General features: G+C 53.7%; 22 protein-coding genes. 11 read left to right on the forward strand and 11 right to left on the reverse strand.

Annotated features, from left to right (window positions below):
- The first annotated feature begins 1 nt into the window (after window position 1).
- The gene (queC, locus tag ACQUTD_RS06940) at window positions 2-697 is read left to right on the forward strand and encodes a 7-cyano-7-deazaguanine synthase QueC (RefSeq protein ID WP_072567553.1); all 696 of its coding nucleotides are present in this window, start codon (window positions 2-4) and stop codon (window positions 695-697) included.
- Window positions 698-806: 109 nt separating this feature from the next.
- Here the strand turns inward: queC and ACQUTD_RS06945 are convergent, their stop codons facing one another.
- The 9 genes from ACQUTD_RS06945 to bolA form a co-directional block, all read right to left on the reverse strand.
- Window positions 807-1,205, reverse strand: a complete 399-nt coding sequence (locus ACQUTD_RS06945) for a YbgC/FadM family acyl-CoA thioesterase (RefSeq protein ID WP_072567552.1) — start codon at window positions 1,203-1,205, stop codon at window positions 807-809.
- Window positions 1,206-1,301: 96 nt separating this feature from the next.
- Window positions 1,302-1,682: a helix-hairpin-helix domain-containing protein gene (locus tag ACQUTD_RS06950; RefSeq protein WP_072567551.1), complete on the reverse strand. Its 381-nt coding sequence runs from the start codon at window positions 1,680-1,682 to the stop codon at window positions 1,302-1,304.
- 145 nt (window positions 1,683-1,827) lie between these two features.
- A complete protein-coding gene (ppiD, locus tag ACQUTD_RS06955; RefSeq protein ID WP_473274075.1) occupies window positions 1,828-3,702 on the reverse strand; it encodes a peptidylprolyl isomerase in 1,875 nt (624 codons plus the stop codon).
- Between the two features lie 202 nt (window positions 3,703-3,904).
- Window positions 3,905-4,177, reverse strand: coding sequence for a nucleoid-associated protein HU-beta (hupB, locus tag ACQUTD_RS06960; protein WP_042391603.1), 273 nt, complete (start codon window positions 4,175-4,177; stop codon window positions 3,905-3,907).
- A 209-nt stretch (window positions 4,178-4,386) separates the two neighbouring features.
- Window positions 4,387-6,741 carry an endopeptidase La gene (lon, locus tag ACQUTD_RS06965; RefSeq protein WP_318363238.1) on the reverse strand — a complete coding sequence of 785 codons (2,355 nt, stop codon included), beginning with the start codon at window positions 6,739-6,741 and terminating at the stop codon, window positions 4,387-4,389.
- A gap of 185 nt (window positions 6,742-6,926) precedes the next feature.
- Entirely contained in the window at window positions 6,927-8,201 is a 1,275-nt protein-coding gene (gene clpX, locus ACQUTD_RS06970; RefSeq protein WP_072567548.1) for an ATP-dependent protease ATP-binding subunit ClpX, read from the reverse strand.
- A 125-nt stretch (window positions 8,202-8,326) separates the two neighbouring features.
- The gene (clpP, locus tag ACQUTD_RS06975) at window positions 8,327-8,950 is read right to left on the reverse strand and encodes an ATP-dependent Clp endopeptidase proteolytic subunit ClpP (protein ID WP_032616835.1); all 624 of its coding nucleotides are present in this window, start codon (window positions 8,948-8,950) and stop codon (window positions 8,327-8,329) included.
- Window positions 8,951-9,235: 285 nt separating this feature from the next.
- Window positions 9,236-10,534: a trigger factor gene (gene tig, locus ACQUTD_RS06980; RefSeq protein WP_072567547.1), complete on the reverse strand. Its 1,299-nt coding sequence runs from the start codon at window positions 10,532-10,534 to the stop codon at window positions 9,236-9,238.
- Between the two features lie 348 nt (window positions 10,535-10,882).
- On the reverse strand, window positions 10,883-11,200 hold the full coding sequence (gene bolA, locus ACQUTD_RS06985) for a transcriptional regulator BolA (protein ID WP_072567546.1): 318 nt from the start codon (window positions 11,198-11,200) through the stop codon (window positions 10,883-10,885).
- A 305-nt stretch (window positions 11,201-11,505) separates the two neighbouring features.
- On the opposite strand from bolA, the gene ACQUTD_RS06990 reads away from it, so the two are divergent.
- From ACQUTD_RS06990 to ACQUTD_RS07025, 8 genes are all read left to right on the forward strand, one after another.
- Window positions 11,506-12,084 (forward strand): lipoprotein, encoded by a 579-nt coding sequence (locus ACQUTD_RS06990; RefSeq protein ID WP_072567545.1) that lies wholly within the window; start codon window positions 11,506-11,508, stop codon window positions 12,082-12,084.
- A 43-nt stretch (window positions 12,085-12,127) separates the two neighbouring features.
- On the forward strand, window positions 12,128-13,603 hold the full coding sequence (gene ampG, locus ACQUTD_RS06995; protein ID WP_473274073.1) for a muropeptide MFS transporter AmpG: 1,476 nt from the start codon (window positions 12,128-12,130) through the stop codon (window positions 13,601-13,603).
- A 471-nt stretch (window positions 13,604-14,074) separates the two neighbouring features.
- The gene (gene cyoA / locus ACQUTD_RS07000; RefSeq protein ID WP_072567543.1) at window positions 14,075-15,022 is read left to right on the forward strand and encodes a cytochrome o ubiquinol oxidase subunit II; all 948 of its coding nucleotides are present in this window, start codon (window positions 14,075-14,077) and stop codon (window positions 15,020-15,022) included.
- Between the two features lie 19 nt (window positions 15,023-15,041).
- Complete coding sequence (gene cyoB, locus ACQUTD_RS07005; RefSeq protein WP_072567542.1) at window positions 15,042-17,033, forward strand: cytochrome o ubiquinol oxidase subunit I; 1,992 nt, start codon at window positions 15,042-15,044, stop codon at window positions 17,031-17,033.
- Window positions 17,023-17,637: a cytochrome o ubiquinol oxidase subunit III gene (locus tag ACQUTD_RS07010; RefSeq protein WP_072567541.1), complete on the forward strand. Its 615-nt coding sequence runs from the start codon at window positions 17,023-17,025 to the stop codon at window positions 17,635-17,637. The genes cyoB and ACQUTD_RS07010 overlap by 11 nt, the downstream gene beginning before the upstream one ends.
- Complete coding sequence (locus ACQUTD_RS07015; RefSeq protein WP_072567540.1) at window positions 17,637-17,966, forward strand: cytochrome o ubiquinol oxidase subunit IV; 330 nt, start codon at window positions 17,637-17,639, stop codon at window positions 17,964-17,966. Before ACQUTD_RS07010 ends, ACQUTD_RS07015 begins: the two co-directional genes overlap by 1 nt.
- Before the next feature lie 11 nt (window positions 17,967-17,977).
- Complete coding sequence (gene cyoE / locus ACQUTD_RS07020) at window positions 17,978-18,865, forward strand: heme o synthase (RefSeq protein WP_072567539.1); 888 nt, start codon at window positions 17,978-17,980, stop codon at window positions 18,863-18,865.
- A 114-nt stretch (window positions 18,866-18,979) separates the two neighbouring features.
- Window positions 18,980-20,344 carry an MFS transporter gene (locus ACQUTD_RS07025; RefSeq protein ID WP_473274068.1) on the forward strand — a complete coding sequence of 455 codons (1,365 nt, stop codon included), beginning with the start codon at window positions 18,980-18,982 and terminating at the stop codon, window positions 20,342-20,344.
- Between the two features lie 42 nt (window positions 20,345-20,386).
- Here the strand turns inward: ACQUTD_RS07025 and ACQUTD_RS07030 are convergent, their stop codons facing one another.
- A complete protein-coding gene (locus tag ACQUTD_RS07030; protein WP_318363235.1) occupies window positions 20,387-22,165 on the reverse strand; it encodes an L-fucose isomerase in 1,779 nt (592 codons plus the stop codon).
- 184 nt (window positions 22,166-22,349) lie between these two features.
- On the opposite strand from ACQUTD_RS07030, the gene ACQUTD_RS07035 reads away from it, so the two are divergent.
- Entirely contained in the window at window positions 22,350-23,942 is a 1,593-nt protein-coding gene (locus ACQUTD_RS07035; RefSeq protein ID WP_318363234.1) for an FGGY-family carbohydrate kinase, read from the forward strand.
- A 59-nt stretch (window positions 23,943-24,001) separates the two neighbouring features.
- A complete protein-coding gene (locus ACQUTD_RS07040; RefSeq protein ID WP_473274067.1) occupies window positions 24,002-25,000 on the forward strand; it encodes a substrate-binding domain-containing protein in 999 nt (332 codons plus the stop codon).
- Between the two features lie 35 nt (window positions 25,001-25,035).
- Here the strand turns inward: ACQUTD_RS07040 and ACQUTD_RS07045 are convergent, their stop codons facing one another.
- A complete protein-coding gene (locus ACQUTD_RS07045; protein WP_473274066.1) occupies window positions 25,036-26,397 on the reverse strand; it encodes a glycoside-pentoside-hexuronide (GPH):cation symporter in 1,362 nt (453 codons plus the stop codon).
- Window positions 26,398-26,448 lie beyond the last annotated feature (51 nt).

Raw genomic sequence — 26,448 nt, forward strand, 5'->3', positions numbered from 1 at the left:
TATGAAACGTGCCGTCGTCGTCTTTAGCGGAGGTCAGGACTCCACTACCTGTCTGGTGCAGGCGTTACAGCAGTATGATGAAGTCCACTGTGTCACCTTCGATTATGGTCAGCGTCATCGCGCCGAAATCGACGTTGCCCGTGAACTGGCGCTGAAACTGGGGGCGCGTGCGCATAAAGTGCTGGATGTTACCCTGCTTAATGAACTGGCGGTCAGCAGCCTGACCCGCGACAGCATCCCGGTGCCGGACTATGAGCCAGACGCCAGCGGTATCCCGAATACCTTTGTGCCGGGGCGCAATATTCTGTTCTTAACCCTGACCGCGATCTATGCGTATCAGGTACAGGCGGAAGCGGTCATTACCGGCGTGTGCGAGACGGATTTTTCCGGCTACCCGGACTGCCGTGATGAGTTCGTGAAAGCGCTCAATCATGCCGTTAATCTTGGCATGGCAAAGGATATTCGCTTCGAGACGCCGCTGATGTGGCTCGACAAAGCGGAAACCTGGGCGCTGGCGGATCGCTGGGGGAAACTGGATTTGATCCGCAACGAGACGCTGACCTGCTACAACGGCATTAAGGGCGACGGTTGCGGCCAGTGCGCCGCCTGTAACCTGCGCGCTAACGGTCTGAATCACTACCTGGCGGATAAAGCGGGCGTGATGGCGGCGATGAAGAAAAAGACGGGCCTGGCGTAAGGCCTGCGTTCGTACCTGTTGCCCGGCGGCGCAGGCTTGCCGGGCCTACAACGGCATTGCCCACGTAGGCCGGGTAAGCGAAGCGCCACCCGGCATTACACATCCGGCCTTACTCCATCAACGCCTGTAATTTGTCCCGCAACTCTCCTTCCAGCGCCAGCGCCTTCTGGGTTTTCAGGTCGATACAGACAAAAGTGATTTGCGCGTCGGCAACGACGTCCCCTCCCGGCTCCAGCGTCACCGTCTGACTTAGCACGCCGCTTTTGCCGTTCAGTTGCTGGAGGTGGCTGCTGATGGTCAACAGATCGCCCAGCACGGCCGGTCGGCGGTAATTGATATTGATGTTCACCACCACAAAAGCGATGTTGCGGGCGGACATCCACTGAAAGCTGTCGGTGTTTTCCAGGCCCTCCCAGCGGGCTTCTTCCAGAAACTCCAGATAGCGGGCATTGTTCACATGCTGGTAAACGTCGATATGAAATCCACGAACTTTGATTTGAGTCTGCATAGCGCCTTAACCTTTTATTTTTTTCCAGGAACAGAGGTCATCACTGGTATGACCTCTTTATCCTGGCAAAATTTAGCGACTCCGCAACCCCAAAAACTACAGGGTTAAACGTTCAAGGTTACGTTCCACCAGCGCATTGCCCATTCCCGGCACCTGTTTAAGATCTTCCACCGTTTTAAACGGCCCGTATTCCTCCCGATAGCTGACGATCGCCTGGGCTTTTTTCAGCCCTACCCCGTTGAGGACACGGGCCAGATCGTCGGCAGAAGCGGCGTTAATGCTGACCCTGGTACTTTCCTCATCGCCGGCTTTTGCCGTCTCCTTTGCCTGGGTAAGGTTTTGCGCGTCCGGCCTGGCGTCTGCTTTCGTTTGCGTCGCCGCCGGTTTAGCGCTTGCAGTCGCCGCAAGCGTGCTCTGTGTCATGCCTGCACAGGCGAGGCCGAGAGTAAAAATGAGGGCATTGATTCCACGTTTCATGCTGTTATCTCCTTGTTTGTTGACAGCCATCTCACGATAAACAGGCGGCCAAACGGGTGCAAACAGCAAGCTTCAGAAATGGAAAAGGCCGCGTAAGCGGCCTTTGAATATTGCAGTGGGTTACAAAAAGATGCGAAGCGCCTCGTTATTGCTGAGGATCAACGATGTCGCCCTTTTTGATTTTGGCTTCCTTGCGCAGGTTGCTCATCAGCGCTTCGAAGGCGATTTGCGCATTGTTCTGGGTGATACCCTGCACCATCGCTTTTTTCTGCTCTTCCGGCATGGTGCCCGCTTTCACTTCATCCAGCGCCAGCAGTACCACGTTGCCCTGCATATCGCTGGCAACGCCGTAAGACGGCTTATCTTTGGCTGGCAACGGCAGCGCAAAGGCGGCCTGGCTCAGCGGATCCTGCCCGGTGCGGGTCAGGGTTTTCGCTTCACCGAAGCTCAGACCTGCGGCTTTCAGCGCCTCATCACCTTTACCGGCTTTGAGGGCGGCCAGCAGCTTGTCAGCATCCAGTTTGGCCTGCTGCTGCGCTTTGTTGTGCTTGACGATATCCGTCACCTGCGTTTTAACTTCATCCAGCGGCTTCACGGCTTCCGGCTTATGCTCGCTGACACGGATAACGAAGGCACGATCGCCGTCGACGGTAATGATGTCAGAGTTGCTGCCCGGCGTGCCGTTTTCCCCTACCAGACCACCATTGAAGATGGCATCGGCAACCGGTTTGAAGTTCAGCTCTTCCGGCAGGTTGTTACGACCAAACCAGCCGGTTTCCACGGCTTTCACGCCTGCGGCCTGTTCAGCGCCGGTCAGGGAGACGTTGTCGTTGCTCGCCGCTTCGCTCACTTTCTGTTGCAGCGCGTAGAAGGCATCAAGGCCTTTTTCCTGCTTCACTTTCGCGGCCAGATCGTCACGCACCTCCGCCAGCGGTTTTACTTTAGCAGGCTGAATATCATCCAGACGCACCACCAGGAAACCTACGCTGGATTTGATCACGCCAGACAGCTGGCCTTTTTCTTTCAGACCGGCATTTTTAAGCTCATCCGGCGTGGTGGCTGGTTCCAGCCATCCCATATCGCCGCCGTTACGGGCAGAGATGATGTCGGAGGATTTCTCTTTTGCCAGCTGTGCGAAGTCTGCGCCTTTGCTCAGGGCGTCGAGAACGGCTTTCGCCTCGTCTTCGGTTTTGGTCTGGATCACGCTGTAGCGGTTACGCTGCGGCTGGGTGAATTCATCCTGATGCTGGTCGTAGTACGCCTGAATGTCGGCATCGCTCGCATCCTGCTGCATGTTTACAGCATCCAGCTTGATATAGCTGACGCGGAACTGTTCCGGCGCCATAAAGCTGTTTTTGTTCTGCTCGTAATAGCTGGTGATTTCCTGATCGGTCACCGTCTGCTTCGCGGCCAGTGCATTCACATCAAGGATCGCTTCGCGCACGATACGCTGCTGCGCCACCAGGGTAGCCAGCTCGTCGGTTTCACCCTTCAGCATGAAATCGGTACCGGCAATGGCATTAATCAGCTGCTGAGACACCATCTGGTTACGCAACGCCTGCGCATACTGATCGGCGTTCATGCCCATCTGGTTAATCAGCGCGTTATAGCGGGTATTGTCAAAGGTGCCGTTATTCTGGAAAGCTTTGGTCGCGAAAATGGCTTTCTTCACCTGCTCATCGCTGATGCCGAGGCCAAGATGGCGGGCATACTGATCCAGCAGAGCTTCGTCGATAAGACGATCCAGCACCTGCTGACGCATGGTTTTCATGTAATTTTCATTAGCGGCCAGTTCAGAGAACTGTTCACCTAACTGCTGCTGCATACGGTTACGTTCGCCTGCAACGGCATTTTCGAATTGTCCGCGACTAATTTCCTGGCCATTCACTTTTGCGGCATAGCTATCACCGCCGCCAATCAGATAACCACTCACGCCGGTCAGAATGAACGACACGATAATGATCCCGAAAATGATTTTGATCACAACGCTATTAGCCGCCGTGCGTAAATTGTCCATCATGGTGTAGCAACACTCCGCTGTAGATGACTTGAGGTCCCACGCAACACTGCTTATCCTGCCGCCGCGCGCAAACCCGTATTGTGACAAGAAACGGGGGTAAATGTCAGCCCACCGGGGCCGATTAATTGGGCAATCACAAATAAAAAAGGCACATCGGTTGATGCGCCCTTGTACTTTTTCACAATCCCTTTGGAGATCGCGCTCAGTTTACCGCGTCTTTCAGCGCTTTACCTGCGCGGAAACCCGGAACTTTAGCCGCGGCGATGGTGATCTCTTTGCCTGTTTGCGGGTTGCGACCAGTACGGGCAGCACGCTCTTTAACAGCAAAAGTACCAAAACCTACCAGTGCCACTTCGTCCCCTGCCTGCAGAGATTCAGTAACAGAAGCAATTAAAGCATCTAACGCACGTCCAGCCGCAGCTTTAGAGATATCAGCCCCTGCAGCAATTTTGTCTATCAGTTGAGATTTATTCACTCTTCTCTTCCTCTCTTTATAATTTATATCGCACTGAATCCTTCACAGAGCGACCGCGCAGCAGTTATATCAGGCCTGTCATGCCCTTACAACATCAGTTGATGATGACACATCCAGGCAGCAATCTAAATTAGCTATACAAAAAAAGGCTGGCAAGCCCGAAATGCGCTGCCAGCCTTGTTTTTCTTAGTGCTCTTTGCGCGAGGTCACTATTTTGCGCTTACAACCTGCATGCCAGACGGCTCATTTTGCAGGGCAAGAGTCAGAACTTCCTCAATGCGCTTCACCGGGTGGATCTTCAGATCGGCAATCACGTTATCCGGAATATCTTCCAGATCGCGTTTGTTTTCGTCCGGGATCAGCACGGTTTTGATGCCGCCACGGTGCGCCGCCAGCAGTTTTTCTTTCAGACCGCCGATAGGCAGCACCAGCCCGCGCAGGGTGATTTCGCCAGTCATCGCCACATCAGCGCGCACCGGGTTGCCGGTCAGACAGGAAACCAGCGCGGTACACATTGCGATACCGGCGCTCGGGCCGTCTTTCGGGGTTGCCCCTTCCGGTACGTGAACGTGGATGTCGCGTTTCTCGTAGAAATCAGGGTTGATACCCAGTTTTTCTGCACGAGCGCGCACCACGGTCAGCGCGGCCTGAATGGATTCCTGCATAACTTCGCCCAGCGAGCCGGTATAGGTCAGCTTGCCTTTGCCCGGTACGCAGGCGGTTTCGATAGTCAACAGATCGCCGCCCACTTCCGTCCATGCCAGACCCGTTACCTGACCCACGCGGTTTTCGTCATCGGCGCGACCATAGTCGAAACGCTGGACGCCGAGGAATTCGTGCAGGTTGTCGCCAGTGATGTGAATATGCTTCAGCGACTTATCCAGCAGCAGCTGTTTCACCGCTTTACGGCACAGTTTGGAGATTTCACGCTCCAGGCTACGCACGCCCGCTTCACGGGTGTAATAGCGGATAATGCCGATGATAGCGCTGTCTTCAACCGTAATTTCGCCATCTTTCAGGGCGTTACGCTCAATCTGCTTCGGCAACAGGTGACGCTTCGCAATGTTCAGCTTTTCGTCTTCGGTGTAACCGGAAAGACGGATCACTTCCATACGATCCAGCAGCGGAGCCGGAATATTCATTGAGTTCGAGGTGGCGACAAACATCACGTCGCTCAGATCGTAATCAACTTCCAGATAGTGATCGCTGAAGGCGACGTTCTGTTCCGGATCCAGCACCTCAAGCAGGGCAGACGCCGGATCGCCACGCATGTCAGACGACATCTTGTCGATCTCATCGAGCAGGAACAGCGGGTTTTTGACGCCCACTTTCGCCATTTTCTGGATCAGTTTGCCCGGCATGGAGCCGATATAGGTACGGCGATGTCCGCGGATTTCCGCTTCGTCACGCACGCCGCCCAACGCCATACGCACGTACTTACGCCCGGTGGCCTGGGCGATGGACTGACCAAGCGAGGTTTTACCCACCCCCGGCGGCCCTACCAGGCACAGGATCGGCCCTTTCAGTTTGTTCACACGGCTCTGCACCGCGAGGTATTCAAGGATGCGGTCTTTGACGCGCTCAAGACCATAGTGGTCTCTGTCGAGGATTTCCTGCGCCTGACGCAGATCTTTCTTCACTTTGCTGCGCGCGTTCCACGGTACCTGGATCATCCATTCGATGTAACCACGCACCACCGTCGCTTCCGCCGACATCGGAGACATCATTTTCAGCTTCTGCAGTTCTGCTTCGGCTTTCTCTTTTGCCTCTTTCGGCATTTTCGCCGCGTCGATCTTCCGCTTCAGCGCCTCGTTTTCGTCCGGCGCGTCGTCCATTTCGCCGAGCTCTTTCTGAATGGCTTTCATTTGCTCGTTCAGATAGTACTCGCGCTGGGATTTCTCCATCTGTTTTTTGACGCGGTTGCGAATGCGCTTCTCAACCTGCAACAGATCGATTTCCGATTCCATCATCGCCATCAGATATTCCAGACGCTCGTTCACGTCGGACATTTCTAACACGGACTGTTTGTCCGCCAGCTTCAGCGGCATGTGCGCGGCGATGGTGTCAGCCAGACGCGCAGGATCGTCGATGCTGTTCAGCGACGTCAGCACTTCCGGCGGGATTTTTTTGTTGAGCTTGATATAGCCTTCGAACTGGCTGATGGCCGTGCGTACCAGCACTTCCTGCTCGCGCTCGTCAATGGCCGGCGATTCCAGGTACTCGGCTTTCGCGGAGAAGTGTTCACCGTCGTCAGACAGCGCTGAAATGCGTGCGCGCTGCAAACCTTCGACCAGCACTTTAACGGTGCCGTCCGGCAGTTTCAGCATCTGTAAAATTGAGGCCACGGTCCCGACGGTGAAAAGATCATTTACACCCGGTTCATCCGTTGAGGCTTCTTTCTGCGCGACCAGCATGATTTTTTTATCATGATCCATGGCGGCTTCAAGGCAACGGATAGATTTTTCCCGCCCTACAAATAAGGGTATGACCATGTGCGGATAAACCACCACATCGCGCAGCGGCAATACGGGGATTTCAATGCGTTCAGAACGCTCAGGATTCATAGAGCTCTCTCTTAGTTTAGTGTCCGCCAGGGTAATCAGGTGGCATGACTGTGCTTCACGCAACCATTAACATGTATGTCAGTATATGGGGATGTTTCCCGGACATTCAACGTCAGGGAACAGGAAAAATAAAAGGGGAGATAAAATCCCCCCTTTTTTATTAACTGACTGTATGTTTTGGCGATTTATTCACCAGAAGCTTGCTGCGCTTCCGGTTTGCCATACATCAGCATGGGTTTGGATTGACCCGCAATAACGGACTCGTCGATGACCACTTTTTCGACATCTTCCATGGACGGTAAATCGTACATGGTGTCGAGCAGAGCGGCTTCTACGATGGAGCGCAGGCCACGGGCACCGGTTTTGCGCGCCATGGCTTTCTTGGCGATGGCATCCAGCGCTTCGTCGCGGAACTCAAGATCCACGCCTTCCAGATTAAACAGCGCCTGATACTGCTTGGTCAGGGCGTTTTTCGGCTCTTTCAGGATCTGGATCAGCGCTTCTTCGCTCAGTTCGTTCAGCGTAGCGACCACCGGCAGACGACCGATGAATTCCGGGATCAGACCAAATTTGATCAAATCTTCCGGTTCAACCTGCGCCAGCAGCTCACCTTCCTGCGGTTTCTCTGATTTTCCTTTCACCGTCGCGCCAAAACCAATGCCGGAGCCGGTTTCTACACGATGGGAGATCACTTTATCGAGACCCGCAAATGCGCCGCCACAGATAAAGAGGATCTTGGAGGTATCAACCTGCAGGAATTCCTGCTGCGGATGCTTGCGTCCACCCTGCGGCGGAACGGCGGCAACCGTGCCTTCAATCAGTTTCAACAGCGCCTGCTGCACGCCTTCACCGGAGACGTCACGGGTGATGGACGGGTTATCAGACTTACGGGAGATCTTGTCGATCTCATCGATATAGACGATACCGCGCTGGGCTTTCTGCACGTCGTAATCGCATTTTTGCAGCAGCTTCTGGATGATGTTTTCCACATCTTCACCCACGTAACCGGCTTCGGTCAGGGTGGTGGCGTCCGCCATGGTGAATGGCACATCCAGCAGGCGCGCCAGGGTTTCCGCCAACAGGGTTTTACCGGAACCGGTTGGGCCGATCAGCAGAATGTTACTTTTGCCAAGCTCAACACCGTTGCTGGTATCACCGTTACGCAGACGTTTGTAGTGGTTGTAAACCGCCACCGCCAGCACTTTTTTGGCCTGTTCCTGACCAATAACATAATCGTCCAGATGATGACGGATTTCGTGCGGCGTCGGCAGCGCGCTACGCTCGCGATGCGGCGCAACTTCTTTGATCTCTTCGCGAATGATGTCATTACACAGATCAACACATTCGTCGCAGATATACACGGATGGCCCGGCAATCAGCTTACGCACTTCATGCTGGCTTTTGCCGCAAAAAGAGCAATACAACAGTTTGCCCGAACCATCTTTGCGTTTATCTGTCATGAGTAAAAACCTCTTATCTGTTCTTTGTGCCGCACACGACGACGCAAATGCCAATCCAGGCGCAAAATGCTGCCTGGCGTAGTGCCGCTCTTAATGATTATAGCGGTACACGTCTGGCCTGAGCATTAATTACGATGGGTCAAAATCGAGTCGACCAGACCGTACTCAACTGCCTCTGGAGCGGAGAGGAAGCGGTCACGTTCGGTATCACGTTCGATTTGTTCTAAAGATTGACCCGTATGGTGCGCCATAAGTTCATTCATGCGCCCTTTAACTTTCAGGATTTCACGCGCGTGAATTTCAATGTCCGTGGCCTGGCCCTGATAGCCGCCCAACGGCTGGTGAATCATGACGCGAGAATTCGGCAGGCAGAAACGCTTGCCTTTAGCGCCCGCAGTCAGCAGGAATGCGCCCATAGAGGCCGCCTGTCCCATACAAATGGTGCTGACGTCCGGCTTAATAAATTGCATGGTGTCATAAATCGACATCCCGGCAGTGATCACACCACCCGGAGAGTTAATATACAGGTAAATGTCTTTTTCCGGGTTTTCCGCTTCCAGAAACAGCATCTGCGCCACAATCAGGTTAGCCATGTGGTCTTCGACCTGGCCGGTCATGAAAATGACGCGTTCCTTAAGAAGACGGGAATAGATATCAAAAGAACGCTCACCGCGCGAGGTCTGTTCAATGACCATTGGCACCAGCGCCATATGGGGTGCAAAGTTATCTCGTTCGCCGCTGTATGACATGTCCGTCTCCTGGATAAAAAATAAATAAACCTGCTGGACCGATTCTACTTGAGTATGACTGGTCTGACTACGACCACCCTGGACGGATATTCAGCAAGAACACTTCTGACAGTCTCCCTGTAATGGGGATGGCTACGCCTTATTTCAAGCATAACAAGCTTTTGGCTTAACGCTAACACTGAAACGCGCTTTTAGCACTCATCCTAAAAAGTCTGGATGATAAAAAAAAGCCCGCCACAGCAAAGTGACGGGCTTCTGGTTACGTTATGTACGTAATGGCGAAACTTACGCCTGCTGGTTCATCAGCTCGTTGAAGGAAGTGGCTTTCTCAGTCACTTTCGCTTTTTCCAGAACGGCTTCAACAGCCTGCTCTTCCAGCGCAACGTTACGCATGTTGTCCATCAGCTCTTTATTTTTGCTGTAGAACTCAATCACTTCTTTCGGATCTTCGTAGGCAGACGCCATTTCTTCGATCAGCGTGTTAACGCGCGCTTCGTCAGCTTTCAGCTCATGGGTACGGATAACTTCACCCAGCAGCAGGCCAACCACTACGCGACGCTTAGCCTGTTCTTCGAACAGTTCACGCGGCAGCTCCAGCGCTTGTTTCTCGTTGCCGCCGAAACGCTGTGCAGCCTGACGACGCAGTACGTCGATTTCGCCGTCGATCAGCGCAGCCGGCACGTCGATTTCGTTCGCTTTCACCAGACCGTCGATAGCCTGAGTTTTCACACGGTTACGCACCGCGCCTTTCAGCTCGCGATCCATGTTTTTACGCACTTCAGCACGCAGACCTTCGATAGAACCATCTTCCACGCCGAAACGCTTGATGAATTCTTCGGTCAGTTCCGGCATTTCGCGCTCTTCAACCTTTTTCAGGTTGATGACGAATTTAGCGGCTTTACCTTTCAGGTTTTCAGCGTGGTATTCTTCCGGGAAGGTCACGTCGATAGTGAACTCTTCACCCGCTTTGTGGCCTTTGATACCGTCTTCGAAGCCCGGGATCATACGACCCTGGCCCATGGCCAGTACGAAATCAGTGGCTTTGCCGCCTTCGAACTCTTCACCATCTACGGAACCGGTGAAATCAACGGTCACGCGGTCTTCAGCTTCTACAGCGCCGTCTTTTTCTTTCCAGGTCGCCTGCTGCTTACGCAGGGTGTCCAGCATGCCATCAACGTCAGCTTCGGTCACTTCTACAACCGGCTTCTCAACTTCGATGGTGTCCAGACCGGACAGCTTCACTTCCGGATACACTTCGAACTCAACAGAGTAAGTGAAGTCTTCACCGAGTTTGTATTCGCCCGGCACATAGTTAGGCGCGCCGGCCGGATTGATTTTTTCCTGAATGATCGCATCAACAAAGTTACGGCTCATCAGTTCGCCCAGCACGTCCTGGCGTACAGATGCGCCATAACGCTGAGCAACAACGGACATCGGTACTTTGCCCTTACGGAAGCCGTCGATGCGAACTTTCTTCGCTACGTTAACCAGCTCGCTCTTCACAGCGGTCTCGATGCTGTCAGCAGCGATAGTAATCGTTACACGGCGCCCAAGGCCCTGAGTGGTCTCAACTGAAACTTGCATCTTGTTACCTCAAAAAATCACAGTGCTCGGTCAACTCTGGAAGCGCGTGTAAGTTTGGCTTCACAGTACCGGGATGTTCTCTTGAATCAGATATACATTCCCTGTCACCAGAATCATCCCGAAGACATTCCGAAAAATAAGACGCAGCATTATAGCGGCATCACTTTTATGAGTCGAGAACGGTTATTGCGTGCCGGATCGGCATTTTTCACAATTCCCGGCTAATTTTTGTCTGAATTTGGCGCAAACCGGACAAAACTCAGGCAAAACAAAACGGCCCGCAGGCCGTTTTCACATATTCTGTACGCAACATACTGGAAAAGTTCCAGCAGTTGCAAATTCCATTTATCAGGCGATGGTTCCGGCACCCCGGCATGGCGGCGACGCCAGAACCGTATCCTGTAATCCTTCCCACTCTTTAATGGTATAGGTATGTAGCGCTAAGGCGTGTACCGATCCTGCCAGTTCATCCGTTAACGTACTGTAAATCATACGATGACGCGTCAGGAAACGCTCACCGGTGAAACGGTCGCTCACCAGGACGACTTTAAAATGGCTTTCTGAACCAGCCGGCACATTGTGACGATAGCTTTCATCCGCCACTTCGAGAAACGCGGGTTCAAACGCGGCCCTTAATTTTGATTCGATTTGGTCACGCATCATCATGATTTTACTCCTCTGACAGCGTCCAGAGATCACCCATCCCTTTAAATGTTAGCCGCTTTTACCACTTTCATTACACCAAAAAAACAATTATTTAGCTTTTGTGACCTTTTCTCATTCAAAGGCATTAACTCAACAGACAAAGTTATGCTCCGGCCCCTCTCAGGCGGGCAGAAAAGTCTTCGGCGGTCAGAAAACAGACAAGACGATGAATTTACATGCGTTCCCTGGTTGCCCCGGCCGTTGGCAATGTTATGATGGCGACAATTATTCTCTTATAAGCATCCGATCTTCCGAGAGCCCCCGACATGTTAAAAAAACTGCTTTTCCCGCTGGTCGCCCTGTTTATGCTCGCAGGCTGCGCTACACCGCCAAACACCATTGACGTTTCACCTAAAATTACGCTGCCGCAGCAGGACCCGAGCCTGATGGGCGTGACCGTGAGCATTAACGGCGCCGATCAGCGTCAGGATCAGGCACTGGCTAAAGTCACCCGTGACAACCAGTTAGTCACCCTGACCGCTACACGCGATCTGCGTTTCCTGTTGCAGGAAGTACTCGAAAAACAGATGACCGCCCGCGGTTACATGGTTGGCCCGAACGGTGCGGTGAACCTGCAGATTATTGTCAATCAGCTGTATGCCGATGTGTCGCAGGGTAACGTGCGCTACAACATCGCCACCAAAGCCGACATCGCCATTATCGCCACCGCGGCTAACGGCAACAAGATGACCAAAAACTATCGCGCCAGCTACTCCGTTGAAGGTGCGTTCACCGCCAAGAACGAAAACATTGCTAACGCGGTTAACAGCGTGCTGACCGATACCATCGCGGACATGTCTCAGGACGTGAGCATCCACGAATTCATTAAACAGAACGCGCGTTAATTCTGCCCGCTGACCCGGCAGCTGTCGGGTCAGCGTCCCTCTTATGTCCAGCCACTATCTGCGCATTTTTCAGCAACCAAAATCAGCGATCCTGCTGATCTTAGGCTTCGCCTCCGGTTTACCGCTTGCCCTGACCTCGGGCACCCTTCAGGCGTGGATGACCGTCGAGAATATTGATCTGAAAACCATTGGTTTCTTCTCGCTGGTCGGCCAGGCCTACGTCTTTAAATTCCTGTGGTCGCCGGTGATGGATCGCTACACGCCACCCTTTTTAGGACGGCGGCGCGGCTGGCTGCTGACCACGCAGATTTTGCTGCTGCTGGCGATTGCTGCGATGGGCTTTCTGGAGCCGGTCAGCCAGTTGCGCTGGATGGCGGCGCTGGCGGTAGTGATCGCATTTTGCTCAGCCTCACAGGATATTGTCTTCGACGCCTGGAAAACTGATGTATTGCCCGCGGAGGAACGCGGCGCGGGCGCGGCCATCAGCGTGCTGGGTTATCGTCTCGGGATGCTGGTCTCCGGCGGACTGGCGCTGTGGCTGGCGGATAAGTGGCTTGGCTGGCAGGGTATGTACTGGCTGATGGCGGCGCTGCTTATCCCCTGCATCATCGCCACCCTACTGGCCCCGGAACCCACGGACGTTATTCCGGTGCCGAAATCACTTGAACAGGCGGTCGTCGCGCCGCTGCGTGATTTCTTTGGCCGTAACAACGCCTGGCTGATTTTACTGCTGATCGTCCTTTATAAGCTGGGCGATGCCTTCGCCATGAGCCTGACCACCACTTTTCTGATCCGCGGCGTTGGTTTTGAAGCCGGTGAGGTTGGGGTGGTGAATAAGACGCTGGGCTTGATTGCCACCATTGTGGGCGCGCTGTACGGCGGCGTACTGATGCAGCGCCTGACGCTGTTCCGCGCGCTGCTGATCTTTGGCGTGTTGCAGGGCATATCTAATGCCGGTTACTGGTGGCTCTCCATCACCGACAAACATATCTACAGCATGGCAGCGGCGGTGTTCTTTGAGAACCTGTGCGGCGGCATGGGCACCGCCGCCTTTGTCGCGCTGTTGATGACGCTGTGCAATAAATCCTTTTCCGCCACGCAGTTTGCCCTGCTCTCTGCCCTGTCTGCCGTGGGACGAGTATACGTCGGTCCCCTCGCCGGCTGGTTTGTCGAGGCGCATGGCTGGTCAACCTTTTATCTGTTCTCGGTGTTTGCCGCCCTTCCTGGTCTGCTCCTGCTGCTGGTCTGTAAGCAGACGCTGGCGTTTACCCAGCAAACGGACAGCTTCCTTCCACGCACTGAATATGCCACGGCCTACCGGCTGGCGTTGCGGACCCTGGCGGTCGGCTGTGCCCTGATCGCGGCCTGGCTGGTCATTTTGCTTCTTAACGCTTCCGGCCTTACCGCCTGGACATTCGGCCTGCAACTGCTGGAATGGGGGGCGCTGCTGGCAACGGCAGGTATCCTCTATGGGGGCGTACTTGACTACCTCGCCCTGCGCAAAACTCGTCTGATCTGAACCGGTTAACCTCAGGTTTTAATTCCCCTGAGTTATTATTTTGATTAAATATCGAACGATAAAATCGCTGTTAGTCGGCATTATTCATTCGTGCAAACTTAAATTTCTTTAATTATTTTGTGCGGTTTAAAATAATGACTATTCTTAAACGATTCAGCACCGTTATGAATTATTTCTTTCAAGTAATGTTCTATAAATGCTGATTCAATGTTAATAATTTGTACTTAAAATTGATTGGTTATACCAATTAACCTGATCAATTAACTGGAGGACGGAGTTTTGTTCTAACATAGGTGTAACTTAGGCGATCGCGAATTTTTACAGATTGTTGCATTCTATGTGACGCGCGCGGCAGAACCCGGTTACACCTCGCTGACACCGCGCCATTCATGTTTACAGTAATGTAACCTTCCCGTAAAATGCCCGCACACTTTAAACGCCACCTGATCCCCGTGGAATTGAGGTCGTTAAATGAGACTCAGGAAATACAATAAAAGTTTGGGACTGCTTTCGTTAATTGCAGGCACTGTTTTACTCAGTGGTTGTGATTCAGCACTGCTGGACCCCAAAGGACAGATCGGACTGGAACAACGTTCCTTGATACTGACAGCTCTTGGGCTGATGTTGATTGTCGTGATCCCCGCTATCGTGATGGCTATCGGCTTTGCCTGGAAGTATCGGGCGTCGAATAAGGATGCCAAATACAGCCCCAACTGGTCGCACTCGAACAAAGTTGAAGCTGTTGTCTGGACCATCCCCATCTTAATCATTATTTTCCTTGCTGTACTGACATGGAAAACCACGCATGCATTAGAACCAGGCAGACCGCTGGATCACGATGCTAAGCCGGTGACCATCGAAGTTATCGCTATGGACTGGAAATGGTTCTTCATCTATCCGGAGCAGGGTATCGCTACGGTGAATGAAATCGCCTTCCCGGCGAACACGCCAGTGGAATTCAAAATCACCTCTAACTCGGTGATGAACTCCTTCTTTATTCCGCGTCTGGGTAGCCAGATTTATGCGATGGCCGGGATGCAGACCAAGCTGCACCTGATTGCCAACGAAGCCGGCACCTATGATGGTATTTCCTCCAACTATAGTGGCGCAGGTTTCTCCGGCATGAAGTTCAAAGCTATTGCTACGCCGGATAACGCCACCTTTGACGCCTGGGTTGCCAAAGCGAAACAGTCTCCGAAAGTCATGAACGATATGGCGACGTACGAGAAAGTTGCGGCTCCGAGCGAATACAACAAGGTTGAATACTTCTCCAGCGTGAAACCGAATTTGTTTAAAGATGTTATTGGCAAATTTATGTCTCACGGGAAAAGCATGGACGTGACGCAGCCGGAAGGGGAACACAGTTCTCATGAAGGTATGGAAGGCATGGACATGAGTCACGCCCAAACCTCTCATTAAGGGGCTGAGGAATAATACGATGTTCGGAAAATTAACACTGGATGCAGTTCCGTACCATGAACCCATTATCATGGTTACGGTTGCAGCAATCCTCGTCGGTGGTCTGGCGCTGGTTGCCGCACTCACTTACTTCGGTAAGTGGTCTTACTTATGGAACGAATGGTTAACCTCCGTTGACCATAAACGCCTGGGGATTATGTATATCCTCGTCGCTATCGTTATGCTGGTGCGTGGCTTTGCCGACGCCATCATGATGCGTACCCAGCAGTTGCTGGTGTCCGCGGGCGAACAGGGCTTCTTGCCACCGCATCACTACGATCAGATCTTTACCGCCCACGGCGTTATCATGATCTTCTTCGTGGCGATGCCGTTCGTTATCGGTCTGATGAACATTGTGGTGCCGCTGCAAATCGGCGCACGCGATGTTGCTTACCCGTTCCTGAACAACCTGAGCTTCTGGTTCACCGTTGTCGGCGTAATCCTGGTGAACGTTTCTCTGGGTGTGGGCGAGTTCGCGCAGACGGGTTGGGTCGCTTATCCGCCACTGTCGGGCATTGAGTACAGTCCGGGGGTCGGGGTCGACTACTGGATCTGGAGTCTCCAGCTCTCCGGTATTGGTACTACGCTGACCGGTATTAACTTCTTTGTAACCATCCTGCGTATGCGTGCGCCGGGCATGACGATGTTCAAAATGCCTGTGTTCACCTGGGCGTCGCTGTGTACTAACGTACTGATTATCGTCTCCTTCCCGATCCTGACGGTGACGATAGCCCTGCTGACCCTGGACCGCTACCTGGGCACCCATTTCTTCACGAATGATATGGGTGGCAACATGATGATGTACGTGAACCTGATTTGGGCCTGGGGCCATCCGGAAGTGTACATTCTTGTTCTGCCAGTGTTCGGTGTGTTCTCTGAAGTGACGGCAACGTTCTCCAGAAAGCGTCTGTTTGGTTATACCTCGCTGGTATGGGCAACTATCGCTATTACCGTACTGTCGTTCATCGTCTGGCTGCACCACTTCTTTACCATGGGCAGCGGTGCGAACGTTAACGCCTTCTTCGGTATCACCACGATGATTATCGCCATCCCGACCGGGGTGAAGATCTTCAACTGGCTGTTTACCATGTACCAGGGTCGTATCCAGTTCCACTCTTCCATGCTGTGGACTATCGGCTTCATCGTCACCTTCTCTATCGGTGGGATGACGGGCGTGCTGCTGGCCGTGCCGGGCGCAGACTTCGTACTGCACAACAGCCTGTTCCTGGTGGCGCACTTCCATAACGTTATCATCGGTGGCGTAGTGTTCGGTTGCTTCGCAGGTATGACCTACTGGTGGCCGAAAGCCTTCGGTTACACCATGAACGAAGCCTGGGGCAAACGTGCATTCTGGTTCTGGATCATCGGCTTCTTCGTAACCTTTATGCCGCTGTACGCTATGGGCTTCATGGGTATGACCCGTCGCGTTAGCCAGGACATCGATCCGATGTTCGAACCGCTGATGATTGTGGCTGAAATCGGCGCGCTGCTGATTGCCTGCGGTATCTTCAGCATCGTGATGCAGATTTATACCTCTGTACGCGATCGCAACCAGAACCGCGACCTGACGGGCGATCCGTGGGGTGGCCGTACGCTGGAGTGGGCAACCTCTTCCCCGCCGCCGTTCTACAACTTTGCCGTAGTTCCGCATATCCACGAGCGTGATGCGTTCTGGGAAATGAAAGAGAAAGGCGAAGCGTACCAGCAGCCGACGCATTATGAAGAAATTCATATGCCGAAAAACAGCGGTGCAGGTGTGGTTATCGGCGCGTTCAGCACCATTTTCGGTTTCGCCATGATCTGGCATATCTGGTGGCTGGCCATCGTAGGCTTCGCAGGTATCATCATTACCTGGATTGTGAAGAGCTTCGATGAAGACGTGGATTACTACGTCCCGGTCGCGACCGTTGAGAAACTGGAAAACCAGCACTTTGATGAAATTAGCAAAGCAGGGCTGAAAAATGTCAACTGATTCTCTGGCACATTCTGGCGCTCATGCGCATGACCATGGGCATCACGATGCAGGAGCCAATAAAGTCTTTGGCTTCTGGATCTACCTGATGAGCGACTGCATTCTCTTTGCATGTCTGTTCGCAACCTATGCCGTTCTGGTGAACGGCACAGCGGGCGGCCCGAGCGGTAAAGATATTTTCGAACTGCCGTTCGTGCTGGTGGAAACTTTCCTCCTGCTGTTTAGCTCCATCACCTACGGCATGGCGGTTATCGCCATGGACAAAGGCAACAAAAGCCAGGTTCTATCCTGGCTGGCGCTGACCTTCCTGTTTGGTGCGGGCTTCGTTGGGATGGAAATCTATGAATTCCATCATCTGATCGCCGAAGGCTTCGGCCCGGATCGCAGCGGCTTCCTGTCCGGGTTCTTCGCCCTGGTAGGTACCCACGGCGTGCACGTGACCTCTGGTCTGGTGTGGATGGCGCTGATGATGTTCCAGGTTTCCCGTCGCGGACTGACCAGCACTAACCGTACCCGTCTGATGTGCCTGAGCATGTTCTGGCACTTCCTGGACGTGGTGTGGATCTGTGTGTTCTCTGTTGTTTATCTGATGGGGGCAATGTAATGAGTCATCCAACCGATCATAGCGGCGCTTCTCACGGTACCGTAAAAACGTACATGACAGGTTTTATCCTGTCGATCATCCTGACGGTGATCCCGTTCTGGATGGTAATGAACGGCACTGCTTCTCATGCCACGCTGGTTAGCGTCGTCGTGGGGATGGCAGTGGTACAGATTCTGGTTCACCTGGTGTGCTTCCTGCATATGAATACCTCTTCTGAGGATCGCTGGAACCTGGTGGCCTTTGTCTTTACCGTGCTGATTATCGCCATAGTGGTTGCAGGATCCATCTGGATTATGTGGAGCCTGAACAACAACATGATGGTTCACTAAGAGCGGCGAGTATGATTAAGCAATACCTGCAAGTAACGAAACCAGGCATCATTTTCGGTAACCTGATCTCCGTGATCGGGGGGTTCCTGCTGGCCTCCAAGGGCAGCATCGACTATCCCCTTTTCGCTGCTACGCTGATTGGCGTGTCACTGGTAGTCGCATCCGGTTGTGTATTTAACAACTACATCGACCGTGATATTGACCGCAAAATGGAGCGCACGAAGAACCGGGTACTGGTCAAGGGCCTGATTTCGCCGAAAATGTCGCTGGTGTATGCCACCTTGTTGGGTATTGCTGGCTTTATGCTGCTGTGGTTTGGTGCTAACCCGCTGGCCTGCTGGCTGGGCGTGATGGGGTTTGTGGTTTATGTCGGCGTTTACAGCCTGTACATGAAACGCCACTCCGTTTATGGCACGCTGATTGGCTCTCTCTCCGGCGCTGCGCCGCCGGTGATTGGCTACTGCGCGGTAACCGGTGATTTTGACAGTGGCGCGCTGATCCTGCTGGCGATTTTCAGCCTGTGGCAGATGCCCCACTCCTACGCCATCGCGATTTTCCGCTTTAAGGATTATCAGGCGGCGAACATCCCGGTACTGCCGGTAGTGAAAGGCATCTCGGTTGCCAAAAACCATATCACGCTGTATATCATCGCCTTCGCTGTGGCGACGCTGATGCTCACTCTGGGTGGCTATGCCGGATATAAATATCTGGTGGTGGCTGCGGCGGTAAGCGTCTGGTGGCTCGGCATGGCGCTGCGTGGTTATAAAGTGGAAGATGATAAAGTCTGGGCGCGTAAGCTGTTCGTCTTTTCTATCGTCGCCATTACCTCGCTGTCGGTGATGATGTCCGTCGACTTTATGGTCCCGGATTCTCACAGCCTGCTTACTTACGTCTGGTAACGCATTAATACCTAAAAGGGTGCTACGGCACCCTTTTTTATTTGTAAAATACCCCGCTTTACCCTGCCCTGCCCCCGCACTACACTATGCCCGGCTTTAGAATTTGAGGTGGAAATGAACGATTATAAAATGACGCCAGGCGAGTTACGCGCCACCTGGGGTTTAGGGACTGTGTTCTCGTTGCGTATGCTCGGCATGTTTATGGTCCTGCCCGTTCTCACCACTTACGGTATGGCTTTGCAGGGCGCAAGCGAAGCGCTGATTGGTTTCGCTATTGGTATTTATGGACTGGCGCAGGCCGTTTTTCAGATCCCCTTTGGATTATTGTCCGATCGTATTGGACGCAAACCGCTGATTGTCGGCGGGCTGGCTATTTTTGTGATTGGCAGCGTGGTGGCCGCTCTTTCGGATTCGATCTGGGGCATTATTCTTGGCCGTGCGTTGCAAGGCTCAGGCGCTATTGCCGCCGCCGTGATGGCGCTGCTCTCCGATTTAACCCGCGAACAGAACCGCACCAAAGCGATGGCGTTTATTGGCGTCAGTTTTGGGGTGACCTTTGCCATCGCCATGGTGCTCGGCCCCATCATCACCCATAAGCTCGGCCTGCATGCGCTGTTCTGGATGATCGCCGCGCTGGCAACCGCCGGTATCGCCCTGACGCTATGGGTGGTGCCGGACAGCAAAAACCATGTACTGAACCGCGAATCGGGCATGGTAAAAGGCTGTTTTAGCAAAGTTATCGCCAGTCCGAAGCTGCTGAAGCTTAACTTTGGCATCATGTGCCTGCACATTCTGCTGATGTCGACCTTCGTTGCCCTGCCCGGCCAGCTTGAAGCCGCGGGCTTTGCCACCGCGGATCACTGGAAAATCTATCTGGTGACGATGCTGATTTCTTTTGTCTGCGTCGTACCTTTTATTATTTACGCTGAAGTGAAACGCCGCATGAAGCGAGTGTTTGTCTTTTGCGTCGCGCTGCTTTTGATCGCGGAAATCATGCTGTGGGGTGCCGGACCGCATTTCTGGGAGCAGGTGCTGGGCGTACAGATCTTCTTCCTTGCCTTTAACCTGATGGAAGCGCTGCTACCCTCGCTGATCAGTAAAGAAGCCCCGGCGGGCTATAAAGGCACGGCGATGGGTATCTATTCCACCAGCCAGTTCCTGGGTGTGGCTATTGGCGGCTCGATGGCGGGTTGGGTGGACGGTATGTTTGATTCGCAGACGGTATTTCTGGCTGGCGCGCTGCTGGCGACCCTCTGGCTGCTGGTATCCCTGACCATGAGCGAACCGGCTTACGTCAGCAGTCTGCGCGTGGAAATTCCGGCGGATGTTCCCGCAGATGACACGCTGGGCGAGCAGTTACGCGCGTTGCCCGGGGTGAGCGAGGTGCTGGTGGTGCAGGATGAGCGCAGCGTATACATCAAAATCGACAGCAAAGTGACGAATCGCTTTGAGATCGAACAGGCGCTGCTGGCACGTTAAGCCCCGACCAGACCTGACCGGGGCTAACCGGTTTGCTTTTCCTTAGCGCCTGTACAGCGGTCCGTAGTTGCGGCAGGCGCGGTAATCCTGCCCTTCCGGATCCATTCCGTGCGCCGCCCACGCAGACGGTCGCCACACCTGCTCCTCCTCAATATTGTGCATGCTGACCGGAATACGCAACATGGCGGCCAGCGTAATGAAATCCGCACCGACATGGCCCGCCGTCAGTACAGCGTGATTTGCGCCCCAGCCAGACATCACTGACCAGACATCACGGAACGGGCCACGGCCCGTAAGACGCGGCGCAAACCAGGTGGTGGGCCAGGTCGGGTCTGTGCGTTGTTCCAGTACCGCATGGATCGCTTCCGGTAGCTCAACACTCCAGCCTTCAGCAATTTGCAGTACTGGCCCGATCCCTTTCACCATATTTACGCGCGTCATGGTAAAAGGCACCCCGCCGCGGGTGACAAACTGTGACGAAAAGCCGCCGCCGCGAAAATACTCATGTACCGCCGGACACCAGCGAGTGGCATTAAGACAGGCGTCTACCTCCGTGGTGCTGATTTCCCAATGGGGCTTGAGGGTAGGATTTCCTTTGATGTCCGTCTGCTGCGCGGTGCCATCGAGCGCCGCCGAACCGGAATTAATGAGATGAATAATCCCCTGCTCCGCCACGCCGCTGAGCGTCTCGCCCGTTACTCGTTCAACCGCTTCCGGCGACCAATAGGTGCGCACATCAGCGAAGATCTGCGCCGTGCCCGTCATCAGGTGCCCCATCAGCATCGCGACGCCATTCAGACTGTCGTTCTCCGTGGCCACAACGTAGGGCTGGCGGATGCCATTCCAGTCAAATGAGCTGTTCAGCAGCGCTTCTGCCATGTCGCCGTTCGGGTATTGATCCGTCCAGTGCCGCTGCCCCTGAAACCCGGCTGCGACAGCGTTATAGCCCAGCGCCTCTTCACAAAAGCCTGCCTGGGCCAGCACCGGATTGCCCTGCATCATGTCGCGGATACAGATAGCCATCAGTAAACTTTCCCGCAGGATCTCCCGCTGCTGTGCTTCGTTACGCTGATTGTGCTGCGCGTTTCGGTCTTCTCCGAAGCGGAATTTCTCCGTCGCCCATGCCAGCGCAAGGGCCAGTTCATCTTCATCATAAATATGTTGATCGATACGGCGGCGGAGTTCGGTCATATCAACGGACTGCACCCTCATGCCCAGCCAGGACGCAAAAAAATCATGATCGACAAGTGACCCCGCAATTCCCATTGAAACGCCGCCTAAAGCTAAATAGCTTTTGCCCTTCATGCTGGTCACCGTCAGGCCTGCACGTGCAAAACGCAGCAATTTTTCTTCCACATCCGGCGGGATGGCGGTGTCGTCACTGTCCTGTACATCCTGGCCGTAAATCGAAAAGGCCGGAATGCCCTGCTGATTATGTGCCGCCAACGCTGACGCCAGATAAACAGCGCCGGGTCGCTCCGTGCCGTTAAACCCCCAGATCGCTTTTGGGCGCAACGGATCAACATCAATGGTTTCACTGCCATAGCACCAGCAGGGCGTGACGGTGATAGTCAGCCCGACGTTCTGCGCCGAGAATTTCTCCTCACAGGCCGCGGACTCTGTCAGCCCGGCGATGCAGGTATCAGCGATTATGCACTCCACTTCACTGCCGCAGGCGTGACGCAGTTTTGCCTGCAACAGATTCGCGGTGGCATACGCCATATTCATCGTTTGCGCTTCCAGCGATTCGCGAATGCCCATCCGCCGCCCGTCAATGACAGGACGAATGCCAATCTTCGGAAGAACCTTTTTACCTTTCATAATGAGATCTCATCCTTACAGATATGTGATTGCCCTCAACGCCCCTGGCGTCAAATCCTTTTGCTAACTCGAATTAGCATAGAGTTTTTCTGATTTTCATCACAACATTTTTCGCCGGGTTTTGTGAGGATCCTCACGAGCGGTTTAACCACAGGGATGTAACCCTGACTTTCTGGAGCAGAAAATGACGACCTGTTTTTTCCTTGGCATAGACATAGGTTCAGCCAGCGTGCGCGCTGGGGTATTTGACGCAAACGGCCAGCGGCTGGCTTTCGCCACTCGCGCTATCTCACAGTTTCGTCCCGCCGAGGCGCGGGTAGAGCAGTCCTCCGCTGAGATCTGGCAGCAGAGTTGCGAGGCGGTTAGAGAGGCTGTCGCCAGTGCTGGCCTTGACGCCGGGCAGATAGTTTCGATTGGTTTTGATGCCACCTGTTCGCTGGTGGCTATCGATAAAAACGGCAACGGGCTTGCCGTATCGCCTGGCGAAGCTGACGATCACAACATCATTATGTGGATGGATCACCGCGCGGCGAGGGAAACGCAGTTGATCAACGCCACTGGCGATCGCGCTCTTAAATATACGGGCGGCGAAGTCAGTATTGAAATGGAACTGCCGAAAGCACTTTGGCTCAAGAACCATCATCCGCAAACCTGGCAACACGCGCACCGTTTACTGGATCTGGCGGATTTTATGGTCTGGAAGGCCACAGGGGAGGATGTCGCCAGCCTGTGCACCCTGACCTGCAAATGGAATTATCTGGCTCATGAACAGCGTTTCAGCGACACGCTGCTGGCTGCCGCCGGGCTGGAAGCCCTGAGGGATAAAATTCCGCCGCGCATCCTGCCGCCCGCCGCTCGCGCCGGAACCTTAACGCCGGAGGCGGCTCAGGCGCTGGGGCTGTCTACGCAGGTCGTCGTCGCCAGCGGTATGATTGACGCCCATGCCGGCGGCGTAGCCTTAACCGGACGGCAACCTCAGGGTACCCTGGCACTGATAAGCGGCACATCTAACTGCCATCTGATTTGTAGCGAAGCGGCCATCATGACGCCCGGCGTATGGGGACCATACTGGTCAGCCATGTTGCCAGGGTACTGGCTGACCGAGGGCGGGCAAAGCGCTGCGGGCGCGTTAGTGGACTGGACGTTGCAAGAGTGCAGCACAGGAACAGAGCTAATTACTCAGGCTCATCAGCGTGGGTGCCATCCGGTTACGCTGGTTAACGAGTGGGTGGCCGCACTGGAAACCCGCGAAAATGAGCCCACAGCGGATTTGCACATACTGGCCGATCATCACGGCAACCGCTCTCCCCGCGCCCGACCAGACGCGCGCGGCAGTATATGCGGGTTACAGCTGGAACGCGGTGAATCCCGCGTGGCGCGGCAGTACCTCGCCACGCTTCAGGCCATCGCCTACGGCACACGCCATATTATTGAGGTCATGCAGAAACAGGGGCATATCATTGCGCGGCTGGCGCTGTGCGGCGGCGCTACGCATAACCCGCTATGGATGCGTGAGTATGCCGATGCTACAGGTTATGATATCCATCTATTGCAGGAAGAAGATGCCGTAACCTTGGGGTCTGCGATTAGCGGCGCGGTGGCTTGTCAGGCATTCCCGGATCTTGCCGCGGCGACGCAACAGATGGTGAGGCCCGGCAGCAGAGTTGTGGCAAATCCGGCGCGTAAGTCCTTTCATGACCGTAAATATCAGGTTTATCTACAAATGTGGGAACATCAGCAAGCGCTTAACCGACTGATGCATAAAGACAATGCCTGATAATCGTTCTATTATGGCCTCATCACTATTCTCTAAAGACCTGTCCGGAGCATACTGTAGTGGCCAAAACAGTCGAACAAATCGCCAACGAACTGAATTTGTCAGTCACGACCGTGCGGTTAGTGTTGAACGGAAAAGCGGAGCAGTACCGTATCAGCGTAAAGACTCAGGCGCGCATCAGGGAGTATGTAGACCGTTATGGTTATGTACTTAACCATTCGGCACGAAGTCTGAAACTCAATAAAACCGACACGCTCGGTTTTATTGTGCCGAACATTTCAAACGTCTTCTTTGCCACCCTGGCTGAAAAGCTGGAGTTGCGCTGTCGCCGCTCCGGCTACCAGTTAACCATCAGCTGTACCTATGACGATATTGAGTACGAAAACAAACTGGTACGAGCGCTGATCGCCCGCAACATAGACGGCTTATTCATTGTTCCCTCCTCGCTGGAAAACCAACAGCATCATCTGCGCCAGGTAAAAAAACCGATGGTACTACTGGATCGCGATTTCAGGTTCAGCAACAACGCGCTGGTTGAAAGCCAAAATGCGCAAGGTAGTCAGACGCTGACCGAGAATCTGCTGGCGTCAGGCAAAAAACCCGTCTGGTTTCTGGCAGGCGATGCCGAGTTACCGAGCATCAGCGATCGGCTGGATGGATACCTCCAGGCGCTGAAAAAACAGGGCATAGACCACAGTAACTGGGTCATCAAAGGAGCAGAAAACACGCCGGAAGGCGGCAGAGCGATCATGAATCGGTTGCTTGCACAACATGGGCAGCCGGAGGTATTTATCGCCTCATCGCTGCCGGTACTGGAGGGGGCTATCGATGCGCTGCGTACCCGCTTTGGTGAGCTTTCCCCGGATATTGATATCGGCACTTTTGATGAACACCCGATGCTGAGTTTCCTGGCAAATAATGTCTGGTCAATGCAACAGGACGAAGACGCCTGGGCGGAAAAAGCCTTCAATATGATGCAGCGCGCGCTTACCGGCGATCCCTTTAATGAGACCGTCAGAGTGCCGATGACGCTGATCACCCGCAAGCGCCGGTCTTAAATCAAGCGCCCCGCCCTGTCAGCTGCGGGGCTTTTTTACTGAGGCATTTCACACAGTATGGTCGCTTGATCATTGCGGCCATTCTGCATCATCGCGGAATAGTAAGCGTTGTTGATCACGTAGAAATGCATAATGAGGCCGGTGAGTAAATAAAACAGCGCTGGCACCAGCAGCATGATCCAGGATAACCCTGCGATCGCTGACGCACTTTGCGCGCCCTCACTGGTGTAGCCCACCCAGGCCAACAAATAGCCGGTGATCGGCCCGGCGATCCCCATACCGAATTTCTGGCAGAAAGAAATCATACCAATCGCCAGACCGGAAGCATCAATACCTGTTTTGCATAAGCCATAATCTGAAGCTTCAGTAATAGAAGACCAGAGGATCGGCGTATTAATCTGTGACACTACAGAACAGAGCAAATAAAAGAACGTCGCGCTCCAGAAGCTGTTCGCCCCTACCAGCCACCAGGCCAATAACGACATCACCGCCGAGCCATACATGGAATACTTAAATACTTTTATCTTGCAGTAATGACGCGTCAGCCAGGTAGAGATCAACGGCCCAAGGATGCCTCCTACCGATCCCATACTCATGAATATCGCAATCCCATACCCGTCCGTCGCACCGGCAAACTCTTTGCCGTACATAATCGCGACGCTGCCATTCACCAGAAAGCCGACAAACAGCACGACCATCGCGAGGCTGATAATCTGCCATTGATCGTTTTGCAGCAAGCCTTTCACCTGGCGGCGTAAAGGCTCTGCAGGTGTCGTAGTGATCACCCGCTCTTTCACATTAAACGCGCAGAACAGCATGATAACGACGCTTACCGCCCCCACTACTGCAAAGGCTGTTGCGTAACTGCTGCGCGCATCGCTGCCCTGGGTCACCCAGTACGGCACAAAGGTTGAAACAATAAGCGTGGCTACCTTCGCCATCGGGAACCGAAAGGCGTTAGCGTTCAGGCGCTCCTGTGGATCGGCGGTGATCACGCCAATCAATGAAATATAGGGGATCGCCAGCACCGTAAAGGCAAGGCTGTTAAATATATAGACGCCGGTTGACCAGGCCATTTTCTGGCTATAGGTTTCGCCAAAAGAAGTAAATAACAGCCAGAGTGAAATACCGAAAGGTATTGCGCCAATCATCAACCAGTGACGATAACGTCCCAGACGGGTACGGAATTTACTGGTTAATATTCCCATCAGCGGATCGGAAATAGCATCAATGGTGCGCACAATCATTAATATCCAGCCTGCGTCAACGGGCGATAATCCGACGACCTGGATCAGGAAAGCATAGATAAGTATGGATGCGGAAATAATAGAAATAGTGAGTGCCATATCACCCGCGCCATAAGCGCTTTTTTCAAGAACCGATAAGCGTGTAGTCATGATAAAACTCTTCCGGTAACGTGATTTCAGGTGGCTCAGGTATGCACATCT

Source organism: Enterobacter sp. K510, assembly GCF_055804875.1.

Excerpts from the sequence above, each read along its gene's own strand:
- queC (WP_072567553.1), top strand. The coding sequence starts at position 2 with ATGAAACGTGCCGTCGTCGTCTTTAGCGGAGGTCAGGACTCCACTACC.
- ACQUTD_RS06945 (WP_072567552.1), bottom strand. The coding sequence starts at position 1,205 with ATGCAGACTCAAATCAAAGTTCGTGGATTTCATATCGACGTTTACCAG.
- ACQUTD_RS06950 (WP_072567551.1), bottom strand. The coding sequence starts at position 1,682 with ATGAAACGTGGAATCAATGCCCTCATTTTTACTCTCGGCCTCGCCTGT.
- ppiD (WP_473274075.1), bottom strand. The coding sequence starts at position 3,702 with ATGATGGACAATTTACGCACGGCGGCTAATAGCGTTGTGATCAAAATC.
- lon (WP_318363238.1), bottom strand. The coding sequence starts at position 6,741 with ATGAATCCTGAGCGTTCTGAACGCATTGAAATCCCCGTATTGCCGCTG.
- clpX (WP_072567548.1), bottom strand. The coding sequence starts at position 8,201 with ATGACAGATAAACGCAAAGATGGTTCGGGCAAACTGTTGTATTGCTCT.
- clpP (WP_032616835.1), bottom strand. The coding sequence starts at position 8,950 with ATGTCATACAGCGGCGAACGAGATAACTTTGCACCCCATATGGCGCTG.
- tig (WP_072567547.1), bottom strand. The coding sequence starts at position 10,534 with ATGCAAGTTTCAGTTGAGACCACTCAGGGCCTTGGGCGCCGTGTAACG.
- bolA (WP_072567546.1), bottom strand. The coding sequence starts at position 11,200 with ATGATGATGCGTGACCAAATCGAATCAAAATTAAGGGCCGCGTTTGAA.
- ACQUTD_RS06990 (WP_072567545.1), top strand. The coding sequence starts at position 11,506 with ATGTTAAAAAAACTGCTTTTCCCGCTGGTCGCCCTGTTTATGCTCGCA.
- ampG (WP_473274073.1), top strand. The coding sequence starts at position 12,128 with ATGTCCAGCCACTATCTGCGCATTTTTCAGCAACCAAAATCAGCGATC.
- cyoA (WP_072567543.1), top strand. The coding sequence starts at position 14,075 with ATGAGACTCAGGAAATACAATAAAAGTTTGGGACTGCTTTCGTTAATT.
- cyoB (WP_072567542.1), top strand. The coding sequence starts at position 15,042 with ATGTTCGGAAAATTAACACTGGATGCAGTTCCGTACCATGAACCCATT.
- ACQUTD_RS07010 (WP_072567541.1), top strand. The coding sequence starts at position 17,023 with ATGTCAACTGATTCTCTGGCACATTCTGGCGCTCATGCGCATGACCAT.
- ACQUTD_RS07015 (WP_072567540.1), top strand. The coding sequence starts at position 17,637 with ATGAGTCATCCAACCGATCATAGCGGCGCTTCTCACGGTACCGTAAAA.
- cyoE (WP_072567539.1), top strand. The coding sequence starts at position 17,978 with ATGATTAAGCAATACCTGCAAGTAACGAAACCAGGCATCATTTTCGGT.
- ACQUTD_RS07025 (WP_473274068.1), top strand. The coding sequence starts at position 18,980 with ATGAACGATTATAAAATGACGCCAGGCGAGTTACGCGCCACCTGGGGT.
- ACQUTD_RS07030 (WP_318363235.1), bottom strand. The coding sequence starts at position 22,165 with ATGAAAGGTAAAAAGGTTCTTCCGAAGATTGGCATTCGTCCTGTCATT.
- ACQUTD_RS07035 (WP_318363234.1), top strand. The coding sequence starts at position 22,350 with ATGACGACCTGTTTTTTCCTTGGCATAGACATAGGTTCAGCCAGCGTG.
- ACQUTD_RS07045 (WP_473274066.1), bottom strand. The coding sequence starts at position 26,397 with ATGACTACACGCTTATCGGTTCTTGAAAAAAGCGCTTATGGCGCGGGT.